This window comes from Streptomyces sp. NPDC020917, assembly GCF_044333795.1.
Taxonomy (GTDB): domain Bacteria; phylum Actinomycetota; class Actinomycetes; order Streptomycetales; family Streptomycetaceae; genus Actinacidiphila.
Genome location: NZ_JBIRRR010000001.1, coordinates 704,315 through 720,517, shown reverse-complemented (window position 1 = coordinate 720,517; position 16,203 = coordinate 704,315). Strand labels below are relative to the sequence as shown.

Below are 16,203 nucleotides of genomic sequence, written 5' to 3'. Positions count from 1 at the left end.
TGTGGGGGGTGGGGGGGGGGGGTGGGGGGGGGGTTGGGGGGGGGGGGGGGGGGTGACGCCGGGGGGCGGGGGGGGGGGGGCGCCCGGGCCGCGCGGCCCTGGTGGTGCGGGGTGGTCAGCCGTTGTAGACGCCGGTCTTGACCGCCGTCCACTTGCCGTCCTTGACCTGGTAGACGGTCAGCTGCTTGTTGGTGGTGTCGCCGTACTGGTCGAAGGCGACGTGGCCGGCGATGCCGTCGAAGTCGGTCTTCTGGACGGCGTCGACGAGCTTGGCGCGGGCGTCGCTGGGCAGCTTGCCGCTGTTGGCGTCCATCACGGTCTTGACGGCCTTGATGATGGCGGTGGCGGCGTCGTAGGAGTAGCCGCCGTAGGTGCCGTAGTCGCCGGGGTAGCCCTTGGACTTGTAGGTGTCGATGAAGGTCTTGGCGGCGGGCAGGGTGTCGACGGGGACGCCGACGGAGGTGGCCAGGTCGCCTTCGGCGGCCTTGCCGGCGGTCTTGATGTACGTGTCGGAGTACATGCCGTCGCCGCCCATGAGCGGGATGTTGACGCCGGCCGCCTTGAGCTGCTTGGTGATCAGCTCGGACTCGTCGTACTGGCCGCCGTAGTAGAGCATGTCGGCGTGCGAGTTCTTGATCTTGGTGACGAGGGCGGAGTAGTCGGTGTCGCCGGTGTTGACGTGGTCGGTGCCGGCGAGCTTGCCGCCGAGCTCCTTGAACTTGCCCTGGAAGATGGCCGCGAGGCCGGCGCCGTAGGTCTGCTTGTCGTCGACGACGAAGGCGGCCTTCTTCTTCAGGGTGTTGACCGCGTAGTCGGCGGCGAAGTTGCCCTGGTTGGCGTCGGTGGTGGCGGTGCGGAAGTAGGTCTTGAACGGGCGGGTCTTGGTGCCGCTCGCCCAGTCCTTGCCCTGGGTCAGGGCCGGGTTGGTGTTGGACGGGGAGATCTCCACCATGTTGGCGGTCTCGAACACCTGCTGCATGGACTGGGCGACGCCGGAGTTCAGCGGGCCGACGGCCGCGATGACGTCGCTCTCCTGGACCAGGGCCGTGGCGTTCTGCTGGCCGGTGGCGGGCTGGGCCTTGTCGTCCAGGGCCTTGACCTTGAAGGTCACCCCGGGCACCAGGTTCTTGGCGTTGGCGTCGTCCACCGCGATCTGCACGCCGTACTGGATGCCCAGGCCGGTGGCGGAGTTCGGGCCGGTCAGCGGCGCGTCGACGCCGATCACGACCGTGGTCTTCGAGCCGCCGCTGCTGTTGTCTCCGCCCTTCTTGCTGTCGTCGCTACGGGAGCCGCACGCGGTGAGGGTGAGGGCTCCGGTGGCGAGGACGGAGGTCAGAATCAGCAAGGAACGGTGTCGCACGATCAGTCCTTTCCCCTGGCGCGGCCGTCTCTGATGAGAGGCCGAGTCGCGCGCTGGCTGCCGAACTGAACAAATCCGGTGGCGCGGTGACTGGCGGTGACTCTAGGCGCGTCGTGTCACATCAGGCAGAGGTGCGGGGAAGAGTGTGACTGTCTTGTTATGCCGAAGGGAAACTCTTGAGGTTCCGCTGAGGTTGGCAGCGGGGTTTGGGCGCTTTGCGTCACCGTCCGCATGATGAGAACCCGCACTTCCGGTGAGGCGCACGCCCGCGGCGCGGGGGCCTGGGGGCAAGGGACCGGCAGGTTCGGCGGCAGCGGGAATACAGGCCACTCGGGGGCTTGCGGGCGGTGCGGGAGCGGCCCATTGGGGCTGTATTGCGTGCGCGTTACACAGCGTTAATTGCCGGGTCCCGGGATTGCCGTGGGGGCCGTCGGGATTGCGAATGGAAGTCCCCGCCCGGCGGTTGCCGAACGGGGACGGGGTATGCGTCAGGACCAAAATTCGCGATGCGCATTACGCCTTTGGCGAGTCGTCCTCACCGATGTGGTGGACGCGCACCATGTTGGTGGTGCCGGGCATCCCGGGCGGCGAGCCGGCGGTGATCACCACGACGTCGCCCTTCTTGCAGCGGCCGATCCGCAGGAGCTCCTCGTCGACCTGCTGGACCATCTCGTCGGTGGTCTGCACGGTCGGGCCGAGGAAGGTCTCCACGCCCCAGGTGAGGCTGAGCTGGGAGCGGGTGGCCTGCTCGGGGGTGAAGGCGAGCACCGGGATCGGCGAGCGGTAGCGGGACAGCCGGCGCACGGTGTCGCCGGACTGGGTGAAGGCGACCAGGAAGCGGGCGCCGAGGAAGTCGCCCATCTCGGCGGCGGCGCGGGCCACCGCCCCGCCCTGGGTGCGGGGCTTGTTCCGCTCGGTCAGCGGGGACAGTCCGGCGGCGAGGATGTCCTCCTCGGCGGCGGTCACGATCCGGGACATGACCTTGACGGTCTCGATCGGGTGCTTGCCGACGCTGGTCTCGCCGGAGAGCATCACCGCGTCGGTGCCGTCGATGACGGCGTTGGCGACGTCGCTCGCCTCGGCGCGGGTGGGGCGGGAGTTGTCGATCATCGAGTCGAGCATCTGGGTGGCGACGATGACCGGCTTGGCGTTGCGCTTGGCGAGCTTGATCGCGCGCTTCTGGACCATCGGGACGGCTTCCAGCGGCATCTCGACGCCCAGGTCGCCGCGGGCGACCATGATCCCGTCGAAGGCGTCGACGATCTCCTCGAGGTTCTCCACCGCCTGCGGCTTCTCGATCTTGGCGATGACCGGGACCCGGCGGCCCTCCTCCTCCATCACCCGCAGCACGTCCTCGACGTCGCGGCCGCTGCGGACGAAGGACAGGGCGATGACGTCGGCGCCCACCCGCAGGCCCCAGCGCAGGTCGCGGATGTCCTTCTCGGACAGGGCGGGCACGGAGACGGCGACGCCGGGGAGGTTGAGGCCCTTGTGGTCGGAGACCATGCCGCCCTCGATGCACATGGTGTGCACGCGGGGGCCCTCGACGTCGGTCACCTCCAGGGTGACCCGGCCGTCGTCGACCAGGATCCGCTCGCCGCGGGCCACGTCGGCGGTCAGTCCCTTGTAGGTGGTGCCGCAGATCGACTGGTCGCCCTCGATGTCATCGACGGTGATGGTGAACTCGTCGCCGCGTTCAAGGAGTACCGGGCCTTCGGCGAAACGGCCGAGCCTGATCTTCGGCCCCTGAAGGTCCACCAGGATGCCCACGCTGCGGCCGGTCTCGTCGGCGGCCTTGCGGACCCGCCGGTAGCGGTCCTCGTGTTCGGCGTACGACCCGTGGCTCAGGTTCAGGCGTGCCACGTCCATGCCGGCCTCGACCAGTGCCTTGATCTGGTCGTAAGAGTCGGTGGAGGGGCCCAGGGTGCAGACAATTTTGGCTCGGCGCATGTGTCGAGCGTATGACCTACTCGTTAGTAGGGAACGCGACCCCGGCAACAGTCCAACGACGGCTGGATTAAAGCTTGTTGACAAGTATCGAACTGTGCAGGGGTCCGCTCGGATGAGCACTTCGGTAACACTCCGTGGCCGGTTGCGTGACATACCGGACGGCGGGTCGCCGCGCCGACACCCGCACGACACCTACCGGTTACGCACGGAGGGTGTTGCCCGCGGCCGCCTTGGTCCAGAATCTACGCGCGTTGTTCAGATCGCTGCTCCACAGCGCGACGCACCACAGGACCACAGGGAGACCAGATGCCGCTCAACCGCAGGGACTTCATCAACCGTTCGGCCGCCACCGGGGCCGGCGTGGCGCTCGCCGGGGCGGCGGGTGCGGTGGCGGCGCCCACCGCGCAGGCGGACCCGGGCACCGGGGCCGGCAAGGCCCAGGGCCGCCCGCCCAAGACCTTCAGCCTGCGCGTGCTGGGCACCACGGACCTGCACGGGCACGCCCTGAACTGGGACTACTTCACCAACGCCGAGTACGACGACGCCGCCCACAACGACGTCGGCCTGGCCAAGATCGCCACCCTGGTGGAGCAGGCCCGCGCCGAGAAGGGACACGACCGCACCCTGCTGATCGACGCCGGCGACATCATCCAGGGCACCCAGCTGTCGTACTACTACGCCCGGGTGGAGCCGATCACCGGCGCCCGCAGCGGCCCGCGGCACCCGATGGCGCTGGCGATGAACCAGATGCGCTACGACGCCGCCGCGCTCGGCAACCACGAGTTCAACTACGGCATCCCGCTGCTGCGCGCCTTCCAGGAGCAGTGCGACTTCCCGCTGCTGGCCGCCAACGCCGTCGACGCCACCACCCTCAAGCCCGCGTTCCCGCCCTACCTGGTCAAGGAGATCAAGGTGCAGGGCGCCGCGCCGCTCAAGGTCGGCATCCTCGGCCTGACCAACCCCGGCATCGCGATCTGGGACAAGGCCAACGTGCAGGGCAAGATGGCGTTCCCCGGCCTGGTCGAGCAGGCCAGGACGTACGTGCCGAAGCTGCGGGCGATGGGCTGCGACGTGGTCGTCCTCACCGACCACTCGGGCCTGGACGGCGGCACCTCCTACGGCGACGCGGTCCCCTACCCGGAGAACGCCTCCTCGCTGGTGGCCGCCCAGGTGCCCGGCATCGACGCGATCCTGGTCGGCCACACCCACCGCGAGGTGGCCTCGCGGACCGTGGTCAACGAGGAGACCGGCAAGTCCGTCGTGCTGTCCGAGCCGCTGTGCTGGGGCGAGCGGCTGAGCGTGTTCGACATCGACGTGGAGTTCGACCGCGGCCGCTGGCAGGTCGTCTCCGTCACCGCCGAGGTGCGCAACGCCAACACCGTCGCCGAGGACCCGGCCGTGGCGAAGCTGGTGAAGGACGAGCACGACAAGGTCGTGGCGTACGTCAACCAGATCATCGGCACCTGCAAGGAGGCGATGTCGGCGGCGCAGTCCACGTACAAGGACACGCCGATCATCGACTTCATCAACCTGGTGCAGGCCGACACCGTCAAGAAGGCGCTGGCGGGCACCGCGTACGCGTCGCTGCCGGTGCTCTCCGAGGCGTCGCCGTTCTCCCGCAGCGCGTCCATCCCGGCCGGCAACGTGTCGCTGCGCGACGTGGCCGGGCTGTACATCTACGAGAACACCCTGGACGCCAAGATCCTGACCGGTGCCCAGGTCAAGGACTACCTGGAGTGGTCCGCGGCCTACTTCGTGCAGACCGCGCCGGACGCCCCGGTCGACGTCAGCAAGATCACCAACGCGAACAACACGCCGGACTACAGCTACGACGTGCTCAGCGGGGTGTCCTACGACATCGACATCGCGCAGCCGGCCGGCTCCCGGATCGTCGGCCTGACGTTCCAGGGCGCGCCGATCGACCCGGCCGCGCAGTTCGTGCTGGCGGTCAACAACTACCGCTCCAGCGGCGGCAGCAACTACCCGCATGTGGCCACCGCGCAGTCGGTGTGGTCGAACTCCGACGAGATCCGCAACACGATCATCGCCTGGGTGCAGGCCAACGGCACCATCGACCCGGCGACGTTCGGCGGCGACCAGTGGCGGCTCACCCGCGCCGGGGTGCCCCTGTTCGGCTGAGGTCCCGCTCGGCGGCACCCGGCCCGGCGCCCGCCGCGGCCGGGTGCCCGCCGAGCCCGAAGCTGGTGAACGCGGTCCTGGCCGGCAGGCAGTAGTGCTCCTCGCCGGTCAGCAGACCGGTCAGGTCGTTGAGGATCACCGCGGAGCGCCACGCGGCCAGTCCCAGGTCCGGGGCGCCGACGCCGTGCGTGTGCAGTTCGGCGTTCTGGACGTAGATCCGGCCGGTGATCGACGGGTCGGTCTCCAGCCGGTGCAGGGCGTCGACGGCCGGCCGGCCCGCGGCGTCGGTGCGCAGGTGGGGCGCGAGCGGGGCGAGCAGCCGGTCCAGCGGGCGCTCGCGGTAGCCGGTGGCCAGCACCACGGCGCTGGTCACCAGCCGGGAGCGGGTGCCCTGGTCCAGGTGCTCCAGGTGCAGTTCGACCTCCCGGGTGCCCAGCCGGCCGGCGGTGCGCACCACCACCCCGGGGGCCAGCACCGCGTCAGGCCAGCCGCCGTTCAGGGTGCGGCGGTACAGCTCGTCGTGGATCGCGGTGATCGTCTCGGTGTCGATGCCCTTGTGCAGCTGCCACTGCTGCGGCACCAGCCGGTCGCGGACCGGCTCGGGCAGCCCGTGGAAGTAGCGGGTGTAGTCCGGGGTGAAGTGCTCCAGGCCGAGCTTGCTGTACTCCATGGGCGCGAACGCCGGGGTGCGGGCCAGCCAGGTGATCCGCTCGTGCCCGGCGGGCCGGGCCCGCAGCAGGTCCAGGAAGACCTCGGCGCCGGACTGGCCGGAGCCGACGACGGTGACGTGCTCGGCCGCCAGCAGCCGCTCGCGCTCGGCGAGGTAGCGCGCCGAGTGCACCACGGGGACGGCCGGCGCCTCGGCCAGCGGCCGCAGCGGCTCGGGCACGTACGGCTCGGTGCCGATGCCCAGCACCAGGTGGCGGGCGTAGGTGCGGCCCAGCGCCTCGGCCTCGCCGTGCGCGTCCAGGTGGGTGTGGTCCACCTCGAACACAGCCAGGCCCGCGTTCCAGCGCACGGTGTCGGCCTGCTGCCCGAAGTGCGTGGTGGGCAGCGACTCGGCCACCCAGCGGCAGTACGCGTCGTACTCGGCGCGGTGCACGTGGAAGCGCTCGGCGAAGTAGAAGGGGAACAGCCGCTCGCGGGACTTGAGGTAGTTCAGGAACGTCCAGCGGCTGGCCGGGTCGGCGAGCGTCACCAGGTCGGCGAGGAACGGCACCTGAAGGGTCGCGCCGTCGATCAGCAGGCCCGGGTGCCAGCGGAAGTCCGGCCGCTGGTCGTAGAAGGCGGCGGTCAGCCCCGGCAGCGGTTCGGCGAGGGCGGCCAGCGACAGGTTGAACGGGCCGATGCCGATGCCGAGCAGGTCGAACGCGTCGTCGCGCGCGGCGGGCCCGTCGGAAGGCTCGGGGTGCGGGCCCGAGCGGGCGGCGGTCGGCTGGGCGGGGATCGGGACCTTGCCCGGTGCGGACGGCGGGACGGACTCCGAGGCGGCCTCCGGTACGGATGCCGGGGCGGGTTCGGGTTCCGGGGCGGGCGTCATGGCGCGGTGGTGCCTTCCGTGGTGCCGGTGGGGTGCGCGGGGCCGGCGGCCAGCGCGAGCAGGCTGTCGAGGTCGTCGGACCGCAGCCGGGGGTTGAGCAGGGTGGCCTTCAGCCACAGCCGGCCGCCGGCGTGGGCCCGGCCGAGCACCGCCCGGCCCTCCTGCAGCAGGCGGCGGCGCAGTGCGGCGACGTCGTCGTCGGACGCGCGGGCCGGGCGGAACAGCACGGTGCTGATCGACGGCGGCCCGTACAGGGTCAGGCCCGGGTGCCGGTCGGCCTTGGCGGCCAGCTCCGCCGCCAGGTCGCAGACCGCGTCGACGAGCGCGGCCATCCCGTCGCGGCCCAGCGCCCGCAGCGTGACGGCGATCTTGAGAATGTCGGGGCGGCGCGTGGTGCGCAGCGAGCGGCCCAGCAGGTCGGGCAGCCCGGCGTCGGTGTCGTCCTGCGCGTTGAGGTAGTCCGCGCGGTGGTCCAGCGGGCGGAGCGCGGTGCCGTCCGGTACGGCGAGCAGGCCCGCGGCGACCGGCTGCCAGCCGATCTTGTGCAGGTCGAGGGTGACGGACACCGCGGACTGCAGGCCGTCGAGCTTGGCCGCCTCGCGGCGGCTGAACAGCAGCGGGCCGCCGTACGCGGCGTCCACGTGCAGTTCGGCGCGGTGCCGGGCGGCGACCTTGGCGAGGCCCGGCAGCGGGTCGATCGCGCCGGTGTCGGTGGTGCCCGCGGTCGCCACGACCAGGGCGCGCACCGGCATCTCGGCGAGCGCGGCGTCCAGCACGGCCGGATCGAGGACGCCGGCCGGGGTGTCCAGCACCACCGGGTTGGGCAGGCCCAGCAGCCAGGCGGCGCGCAGCACGCTGTGGTGCGCGTTGGCGCCGCAGACGGTCTGCACGCGGGGGCCGCCCGCGGCCCGCTCCCTGGCCAGCAGCAGCGCCAGCTGGTTGGACTCGGTGCCGCCGGTGGTCACCAGGGCGTCGGGGGCCGGCAGGTCGGGGAAGACGAGGGCGGCGAGGGCCGCGGTGACCCTCGCCTCCAGCTCGCTGGCCGCGGGGGCCTGGTCCCAGGAGTCCATCGACGGGTTCAGCGCGGACACGGCGAGGTCCGCGGCGGCGGCGACGGCCAGCGGCGGGCAGTGCAGATGGGCTGCGCAGTGCGGCTCGGCGGGGTCGGCCGCGCCCTCCGCGACGGCGTGCACCAGCGTGTACAGGGCCTCGCGCTCGCCGGTGCCGCCGCGCGGCAGCACGTCGCCGACGGCCTGGGCCAGGCGGTCCGCGACGGTCTCGGGCCCGCCCGCGGGGACCGCGCCGCCGCGGTCCCGGGCGCCCTCGGCGAGGGCCGCGTACACGGTCTCCACGAGGGGGCGCATCTCCTCGGCGCCGTGGCGGCCGCCTGCGAGTCCGGGCATCGGCATGTGCGGGTTCCTCACTGGACGGTTGGCGTCCCTCCGGACGTCTCCCTGCCCAACGATCACCCCCCACCCAGGGCACGGCCCGCCTCCGGCGCGGCCCCCCACCACCCCTTCCCCGTACGACGTCTCCCCCTCCACACCCCGCATCCGCCCTCCGCGGGCGACGGCTCGCCCCTTGCGGGCAGCGTTCCTTGAGCCGCCCGGCGGCCCGAAGCGCACCGAACTCCCCCTCCACGCCGACGACTGGCGCCCCCGCCCCTCGGCTGACCACGCAGTTCCCCGCGCCCCTACGGCAACCGGGGTGCTTCTCGCTGCGCGTGGCCGTGTGCGGGTCTCGTCGTGGCTGGTGGCGCAGTTCCCCGCGCCCCTGTCGGTGCACCTTCGGTGGGTGGGGTCGGGGCCGCGTGCCGCCGCTGGCGGCAACCGGGCTGCCCGCACAGGTGTTTCGCCGTCTGCTGCGCCGTCGTGGCTGGGCGCGGAGTTCCCCGCGCTCCTGGGAGCATCGCCCCTCCGGGGCGGGCAGCCGGGGTGCCCCCGGGCCCGCGTTCCCGGGTGCCGCACCGTTGTGGCTGGTCGCGCTGGGGGCACCTCCCAGGCGAAGCCCTGGGGGACCCCGCGCCCCCTGGGGTGACCGCCGCCCCAATTCCTCCCGCAGACGGGGCCGGCCCGGGAGGGGACGGTGCGGGAGTGTCCCCGCAGGAACTGTGCATGCGCCCGGGTAAGCCAAGGGAAAGGGTGCACGCACAGTTCCGAGGAGATACTCCCGTGGCGGCCCCGACCCCACCCACCGAAGGTGCACCGCCAGGGGCGCGAGGAACTGCGCGACCAGCCACAGCGAACCGTTCGCCGGGAACGGCGGCCAGGGGGCAGCCCGGATGCCGAAGGGGAGCGGGGAGGCGCTGTCAGGGGGACGGGCGGAGCCGCAGGGTGCGGGAGAGATCGTCGAGCCGGTCGACGAGAGAACGGCGAAGAGCCGCGGTGAGACCGGGAGAATCCAGCGCCGCCCGCCCCAGCACCAGAGTCGCGGGAGCGACAGCCGTGGACGGGAACCCGTACCGCCCGACCGCCTCCGCAATCGCCGGCCCCCGCCGCCCAGCAAGCGCCACCGCATCCGCGAAGTACCGCTCGGCGTACGGCGCGAGCAGCGCCTCCTGCTCGGGATGCCAGAACCCCTGCGCCGTCGCCGTGAACAGGTAGTTCGACAGGGAGTCGTCGTGGAACATTGACTCCCAGGCCGCCTCCTTGGCCGCCGCCTCGGGCAGCGCGGCGCGGCAACGGGCGGCGCCTTCCAGCCCCTTGGCGCTGGTGTCCCGCGCCAGCTCCGCGTCGATCTCCGCGGCCCCGGCCGCCCCGAGCACGCACAACCTGAGCAGCATCCGCCAGCGCAGCTCGGGGTCGAGCGCGGGCGCCCCGGGGATCGCCCCGTCCTCGTACCAGCCCCGCAGCCGCGCCGCGTCCTCCTCGGTGATCGCCGCGTCGATGAGGGTCCGGGTGGCGGAGAGCATGCTGCCGGGCCGTCCGGTGGCCAGCAGCGCGCTGGCCGTCCCGGCGAGCGAGCCGAGCGCCTCGGTGCGCAGCGACGGCGCGAGGTAGCGGTCGGCGAGCACGTTCCGGGTGAAGGTCAGGACGCCCTCGACCAGGTACGGGTCGGTCTCCGCGGGCAGGTGGCGGCAGACCAGCGCGAGGTGGTCGCGCGGCGCGATCCGCCCGTCGCGGACCAGGTCGCGCGCCGCGTTCCAGGCGACCGCGCGGCTCAGCGCGTCCGGCAGGCTGCTGAGGGTGTCGGCGAGCGTCTCCCAGGAGCGTTCGTCGAAGCGGACCTTGGCGAACGTCAGGTCGCCGTCGTTGAGCAGGATCAAGTCGGGCCGTGGGCCTGCCAGTTCGCGCTTCTCCACCACCGAGGTCGCGGTGATGTCGAGGGTGGCGCGGGCCCGCTCGACGAGCCGGCCGGGGTCGGCGACCGCCCGGTCGTACAGGCCGACGCCGATGCGGTGCGGGCGGCTGCCCGCGTGGTTGACCTCCAGGCGCCAGCCGTTGGGCGCGGGCGACGCGGCGGGGGTGAGGGTGTCGAGGCCGCTGGTGCGCAGCCACGCGTCGGCCCACGCGGGCACGTCCCGGTCGGTGGCCGAGGACAGCGAGTCGATGAAGTCGGCGAGCGTCGCGTTGCCGAAGCGGTGCCGCGCGAAGTGCTCGTTGATGCCGGCGAGGAACTCCTTGCGGCCGAGCCAGGCGACGAGTTGGCGCAGCGCGGACGCGCCCTTGGCGTAGGAGATGCCGTCGAAGTTGGTGAGCGCGGAGGCGGTGTCGGGCACCGCGTCGGGGTCGGGCGCGACTGGGTGGGTGGACGGCCGCTGGTCGGCGTCGCTGCCCCACGCCTTGCGGACGACCGCGAAGTCGTTCCAGGAGCCGGTGAACTCCGTGGCCTCGCTGATCACCTGGTAGCCCATGTACTCGGCGAAGGACTCGTTGAGCCAGATGTCGTCCCACCAGCGCAGGGTGACGAGGTCGCCGAACCACATGTGCGCCATCTCGTGGGCGACGACGACCGCGCGGAACTGCGCCTCGGCGGGGGTGACCGCGGACCGGCCGACGTACTCGTCGCGGAAGGTGACGAGCCCGGGGTTCTCCATGGCGCCGGCGTTGAACTCCGGTACGAACGCCTGGTCGTAGGAGTCGAACGGGTAGGGCTCGTCGAACAGTTCGTGGTAGCGGTCGAAGCACTTGCGGGTGAGGTCGAGGAGGGCGTCCGCGTCGCGGTCCAGGTAGGGGGCGAGCGAGCGGCGGATGTGCAGGCCGAAGGGGATGCCGGCGTGCTCGGTGCGCACCGAGTGGTAGGGGCCGGCGACCACGCACAGGAAGTAGGTGGCCAGCGGCGGGGTGGTGGCCATCTGCCAGCGGCCGGGCGCGGACCGGGTGGCGAGCCCGTTGCCCAGCACCGTCCACTCCTCGGGCGCGGTGACGGCGACGTCGAACACCGCCTTGAGGTCGGGCTGGTCGAAGGCCGCGGCGACCCGCTGCACGTCGTCCATGAACAGCTGGGTGTAGACGTACGCCTCGCCGTCGGCGGGGTCGGTGAAGCGGTGCATGCCCTCGCCGGTGCGCGAGTAGCGCATGTCGGCCTCGACCCGCAGCTCGTGCTCCCCGGCCGCCAGGCCGGTCAGCGGCAGCCGGTTGCCGTCGAGTCGCGCCGGGTCCAGCGCCGCGCCGTCGAGCTCGACGCGGTGCAGCGCGGCGGGTCTGAGTTCGACGAAGGTGTCGCAGCCGCGGAGTGCCGTGAACCGGATCACCGTGGTCGACCCGAAGATCTCGTCGCCCCTTGTGAGGTCGAGGTCGATCGCGTAGCGCTGGACGGACAGGTCGCGGGCGCGGGTCTCGGCTTCCGCGCGGGTCAGAGCTGGCATGCGGCTCATGCTGCCTCACCTGCGTGCCGGTGGATACGGATTTCCCGGTCAGTCGTGCGATTCGGGCGGCGCGGCGGCCCGCAGCACCGCCCCTGCGTCATGCGTCAGCGGCTCTCCGTGACCGAACAGCACGGTCTGGGTGTCCAGGGCGGCCAGCCGGGCGTACGACGCGGCGAGCCGCCTGCGGTCGCTGCTGAACACGCCGGGGATGGGCCGGTCCTGCCAGATCGCGAGGGTGTCGCCGGTGAACAGCGCGCCCTGCTCGGGCAGCAGGACGGCGATGCTGCCCGCGGTGTGGCCCGGCACGTGCAGCACGCGGGCCGCCTGCCCCCAGTCGAGCGGGTCGCCGTCGGCGAGTTCGCGGTGGACGGGGGCGGGCGGCGCGGGCGGTACGGCGCGTGAGGTGCTGTCGTACAGGTCGCGTTCCCAGTCCTGGAGGTCCGGTGGGGCGACGCTGCCGGTGCCGCGTACCGCGTCGGCGTCCGCTGCGCCCGCGGCGATCCGGGCGCCGGTGACCGCGGCGAGCGCGGCGGCCGAGCCGGTGTGGTCCTTGTGGGCGTGGGTCAGCACGATCTCGTGCAGGTCACCGGGTGCCCCGCCGGCCGCGGCGAGCGCGCCCAGCACGGCGTCCTGCGCGCCGGCGGGCCCGCAGTCCACGAGGGTGAAGCCGCCGCCGGGCAGCCGCAGCAGATACGCCTGCCCGACGGGGAAGCGCAGCATCGTGATCCCGGCCGTCACTTGTACGGTGTCCATGTCCATACCGTGACGCTAGGCGCCCGGCGCCCCCGCCCGCGGCGGGTTGCGCGGGCGGCGAACGCCGTACGTCGAGAGCGAACGCGTACCGGTGGCGCGGCGCGAACCGGCCGGCGGGCTCGGCCGGTCCCGGCGCGCACCGGAGCCCGCCAGGGCGGGTACGCGGCGCACACGGCGGCACGCCGAACGGCATGGTCGGGCACCAGCACACGAGCAGGCAGGCACGGCCAGGCACGGGCTCGGCACGCATCGGGAGACGACGCAGGGGGCGCGCATGACGGGCAGGACGAGCGGTTCCGGAAGTGCGGACGGCGAGAACGGACCGGACCCCGCGGGCGCCCGCGGCGCGCCTCGCCCGGAGGGCCCGGCCGGTGCTGCGGCCGGGTATGCGGCGGCGGTGCGGGGGTTGGCCGCCCGATGGGTGCCGGTGGCGGCCGCGGAAGCGGCAGCCACCGCAGGCGGGGGCGACCTGGTCTGCTCCCCCGCCGGGCTGTGGCTGGCGCTGGGCGCGGTCGCCGCGGGGGCGGAGCACGGGACGGCCGCCGAACTCCGGGCGCTGCTGGGCGCCGCGGGTCCCGAGGCGGCCGGGCTGGTCACCGCCGCGGCGCGGGCCCTGTCGGGGACGGACGCGCTGGCCGTCGCCACCGGCGTGTGGAGCCGCGCCACGCTGCTGCCCGCTTTCCAGGGGGCGCTGCCGGACGTGGCGTTCGGGCCGCTCGGTGACCAGGCGGCGCTGGATGCCTGGGTGCGGGAGGCCACCGGCGGCCTGATCGGCCGGCTACCGCTCACGGTGCCGGCCACCGCCCGGATGGTCCTGGTCAACGCCCTTGCGCTGAAGGCCCGTTGGGACCGCCCGTTCGCCGCGGAGAAGACCCGCCGCCGGGCCTTCACGGACGCGGCCGGCCGCCTCCACCAGGTGCCGACGATGCACGGCGAGGTCCCTCTGGACGCGGTGTGGACAACGCCGGGTGGCGCGACCGTGGTCGAACTGCCATGTGCGGCGGCGCCGGACGGCTCGCCCGGCGCGCGGGTGCGCTTCGTACTCGGCGCGCCCGGCCGGTCCGCCGCCGAGGTGCTGCCGGAAGCGTGGGCGGCCGAGCGCGAGTCGGTGCGGGCCGCACGGGTCACCGTCGACCTGCCCCGCCTGTCGCTGCGCGCGACGATCGAGGTCACCCCGCATCTCGCGGTGCTGGGCGTGCGGACCGCCACCACCCGCGCCGCGGACTTCTCCCTCCTGTCCGGCGAGCCGCTGAAGGTGTCGCAGGTCGCGCAGGCGTGCCTGCTGCGCGTCGCGGAACTGGGGGTGGAGGCCGCGGCCGTCACCTCGGTGGTGATGGTCAGGGCCGCCGTCGTCCATGCGCCGCACCCGCTGCGCATCGCCTTCGACCGGCCCTTCGGCATCGTGGTGCTGCCCGCCGCCGACCCGACCGGCGCCTCCGGCGACGTACCGCTGCTCGCCGCCTGGCAGGCGTCCGCACCCGCCGACCCGGGACCGCCGCCCGCCGAGGACCGCGCCGGCGCCCCGGCCGCCCGGCCGCACGCCGGGGCCGAACGCCCGGCGAGCCGGGGCCCGGACGCCGACGGACCGCGCCCCCGCACCACTCCCCCGCGGTCCGGCCGCTCCGAAGGACCGGACGCCGGCGCCTCCTCGTCGTACCGGCTGGACGAGGGCGAGCCGGAGGAGGTGCGGCGGATGACGTTCGTGGCGTTCCTGCCGGACGGCTCGTGCGTGGCCGTCGAACACCCCGACGGCTCGGTGCGGCTGCCGTCAGGCGACGTGCGGTCCGGCGAGATGTGGCTGCGCGACGCGGCTCTGCGGATCCCGCTGGAGTCCGCTGGCTTCCGCATGCAGCGGGTGCGGCCGTTCGGCTACGAGGAAGCCGCGCGGCATGTCTTCGTGTGGGTCGACGGCGACCGCTACCAGGGCCGCCGCCCGCACGCCACGGTGCCGTGGCGCACCGGCGCTCCCGAGGTCCTGGCACCGCGGCTGACCGACCCTCGGGAGCGGGCGGCGGTGCGCGACGCCGTCCGGTCGCGCCGCGCGCAGAGCGAGGAGTCGTACTTCGCGGACAGCGTCCGGCAGATCGAGCTGTCGTACCTGCGCGAGGACAACCCGCCGGAGATGGGCTCGGGGTTCGGCGCCGGGCCCGAACAGTGGCGCGTGCAGCGGCGGATGGTGGTGGACGGGCTGCACCGCGACGGCACGTTCCTGGACGTGGGCTGCGCGAACGGGCTGCTGATGGAGTCGGTGGCCGGATGGGCGGCGGAGGCCGGGCGGGCCGTCGAGCCGTACGGGGTGGACCTGTCGCCGGGCCTGGCCGCCGAGGCGCGGCGGCGGCTGCCGCACTGGGCGGACCGGATCGCCGTCGGCAACGCGCTGGACTGGACGCCGCCGGACGGCCGCCGGTTCACGTTCGTGCACGTCCTGGCGGACTGCGTGCCGCCGGCCCGCTTCCCCGACGTGGTGCGCCACGCGCTGGGCCGGCTGGTCGCGCCGGGCGGGCGGCTGCTGGTGAGCGTCTACCAGCCGGTGGGCGGCACCGCGCCGCAGGCCGCGGAGCGCCTGGCCGCGACCGGGGCCGCCGTCGCCGGGCACAGCTCGGGTGGCGGGGCTCCCGGTACGGCGACAACGGCATGGTGTGACGCGTAGGCTCGATCACCAGGGGAGGTGTTCATGGCCGAGCCAGCCGAGCCCGGGGCGTCCACCGCCGCGAGCGAGCCGATCGTGCATGGTTTCCCGCACCTGGAGACCGTCCAGTCGGCACTGACCGCGATCCACCGGCGGCTGTCCGCGGACGGGGTGGCCCGGTTCGCCGCCAGCGTCCACCCGGAGCTGGTGGAGTTCTCCTCCGACGAGGACCTGTACCTGGGCGCTCAGCGCATCGCCCGGGCCATGGTGCAGCACTTCCGGCTGCCGGACGCCCGGATGGTGGTCAGCTTCCGGGACATGGTCCACGCCGGCAACGTCGAACTGGCCGCCGGGCCGGAGTACTTCATCGAACTGCACGCGCGGTTCCGCACCGACCGGCGGGACGTGGGCGCGGCGCTCGCCCACGAGGTGATGCACGTCTATCTGCACCGCCTCGGGCTGGAGTTCCCCGGCACCCGGGACAACGAGATCCTCACCGACACGGCGACGACGTATCTCGGGGCGGGCTGGCTGCTCTTGGACGCGTACCGCGAGGAGGCCGCGATCCGCGGCGAGCGGCTGATGATGTCCGCGTACAAGCTCGGGTATCTGACGCCCGAGGAGTTCGGGTACGTGCTGGCCAAGCGGGCGCTGGCGTTCGGCGACGACATCGAGCCGTGGTTCCGCAGCGCGCAGGCGCGGGACGCGTACCGGGCGGGGCTGACGCGGGCCCGCCAGGACCTGCACCGGCCGCCGCTGGCCGCGGCGGGCTGGGCGGCGCGGCGCCGCTACGCCAAGGACCGTCGCGCGATGGCCTCCGGCCCGGACTACACGTTCGAGGGCCCGCCCTCAGCCGTGCGGGTGTCCTTTCCGTGCCCCGCGTGCCACCAGCGCATCCGGGTCCCCTGCCGGGGCCGCATGCGGGTTCGTTGCACTTTGTGCCACGCCGTTCTCGACTGCGACACCTGACCCCGCACCACGGGCAGCGTCCACCCCCCTCCAGCCGCGACGCCGGCGCGCCTTGA

9 protein-coding genes are annotated in these 16,203 nt (G+C 73.4%); 3 read left to right on the top strand and 6 right to left on the bottom strand.

Going from position 1 to position 16,203, the window contains the following annotated elements:
* Nucleotides 1–115 precede the first annotated feature (115 nt).
* Complete coding sequence (locus ACH4TG_RS03070) at nucleotides 116–1,360, bottom strand: branched-chain amino acid ABC transporter substrate-binding protein (RefSeq protein ID WP_398240148.1); 1,245 nt, start codon at nucleotides 1,358–1,360, stop codon at nucleotides 116–118.
* Between the two features lie 513 nt (nucleotides 1,361–1,873).
* The gene (gene pyk, locus ACH4TG_RS03065) at nucleotides 1,874–3,310 is read right to left on the bottom strand and encodes a pyruvate kinase (protein WP_398240147.1); all 1,437 of its coding nucleotides are present in this window, start codon (nucleotides 3,308–3,310) and stop codon (nucleotides 1,874–1,876) included.
* A 306-nt stretch (nucleotides 3,311–3,616) separates the two neighbouring features.
* On the opposite strand from pyk, the gene ACH4TG_RS03060 reads away from it, so the two are divergent.
* Nucleotides 3,617–5,449, top strand: coding sequence for a bifunctional metallophosphatase/5'-nucleotidase (locus tag ACH4TG_RS03060; protein ID WP_398240146.1), 1,833 nt, complete (start codon nucleotides 3,617–3,619; stop codon nucleotides 5,447–5,449).
* On the opposite strand, the gene ACH4TG_RS03055 is transcribed toward ACH4TG_RS03060, so the two are convergent.
* The 4 genes from ACH4TG_RS03055 to ACH4TG_RS03040 all read right to left on the bottom strand — a co-directional run bounded on the left by ACH4TG_RS03055 (nucleotide 5,418) and on the right by ACH4TG_RS03040 (nucleotide 12,549).
* A complete protein-coding gene (locus tag ACH4TG_RS03055; RefSeq protein ID WP_398240144.1) occupies nucleotides 5,418–6,989 on the bottom strand; it encodes a lysine N(6)-hydroxylase/L-ornithine N(5)-oxygenase family protein in 1,572 nt (523 codons plus the stop codon). The two genes, ACH4TG_RS03060 and ACH4TG_RS03055, sit on opposite strands and share 32 nt — an antisense overlap.
* On the bottom strand, nucleotides 6,986–8,398 hold the full coding sequence (locus ACH4TG_RS03050; RefSeq protein ID WP_398240143.1) for a pyridoxal phosphate-dependent decarboxylase family protein: 1,413 nt from the start codon (nucleotides 8,396–8,398) through the stop codon (nucleotides 6,986–6,988). The genes ACH4TG_RS03055 and ACH4TG_RS03050 overlap by 4 nt, the downstream gene beginning before the upstream one ends.
* Nucleotides 8,399–9,297: 899 nt before the next feature.
* Nucleotides 9,298–11,796: an aminopeptidase N gene (pepN, locus tag ACH4TG_RS03045; RefSeq protein WP_398240141.1), complete on the bottom strand. Its 2,499-nt coding sequence runs from the start codon at nucleotides 11,794–11,796 to the stop codon at nucleotides 9,298–9,300.
* A gap of 48 nt (nucleotides 11,797–11,844) precedes the next feature.
* Complete coding sequence (locus ACH4TG_RS03040) at nucleotides 11,845–12,549, bottom strand: MBL fold metallo-hydrolase (RefSeq protein WP_398240140.1); 705 nt, start codon at nucleotides 12,547–12,549, stop codon at nucleotides 11,845–11,847.
* A 406-nt stretch (nucleotides 12,550–12,955) separates the two neighbouring features.
* On the opposite strand from ACH4TG_RS03040, the gene ACH4TG_RS03035 reads away from it, so the two are divergent.
* Entirely contained in the window at nucleotides 12,956–15,199 is a 2,244-nt protein-coding gene (locus ACH4TG_RS03035; RefSeq protein WP_398240138.1) for a serpin family protein, read from the top strand.
* Between the two features lie 24 nt (nucleotides 15,200–15,223).
* Entirely contained in the window at nucleotides 15,224–16,147 is a 924-nt protein-coding gene (locus tag ACH4TG_RS03030) for a hypothetical protein (RefSeq protein ID WP_398240136.1), read from the top strand.
* The last annotated feature ends 56 nt before the right edge of the window (nucleotides 16,148–16,203 follow it).

Coding starts and splice junctions, on each gene's coding strand:
- ACH4TG_RS03050 (WP_398240143.1), bottom strand. CDS start 8,398: ATGCCGATGCCCGGACTCGCAGGCGGCCGCCACGGCGCCGAGGAGATG.
- pyk (WP_398240147.1), bottom strand. CDS start 3,310: ATGCGCCGAGCCAAAATTGTCTGCACCCTGGGCCCCTCCACCGACTCT.
- ACH4TG_RS03030 (WP_398240136.1), top strand. CDS start 15,224: ATGGCCGAGCCAGCCGAGCCCGGGGCGTCCACCGCCGCGAGCGAGCCG.
- ACH4TG_RS03060 (WP_398240146.1), top strand. CDS start 3,617: ATGCCGCTCAACCGCAGGGACTTCATCAACCGTTCGGCCGCCACCGGG.
- ACH4TG_RS03040 (WP_398240140.1), bottom strand. CDS start 12,549: ATGGACACCGTACAAGTGACGGCCGGGATCACGATGCTGCGCTTCCCC.
- ACH4TG_RS03055 (WP_398240144.1), bottom strand. CDS start 6,989: ATGACGCCCGCCCCGGAACCCGAACCCGCCCCGGCATCCGTACCGGAG.
- pepN (WP_398240141.1), bottom strand. CDS start 11,796: ATGCCAGCTCTGACCCGCGCGGAAGCCGAGACCCGCGCCCGCGACCTG.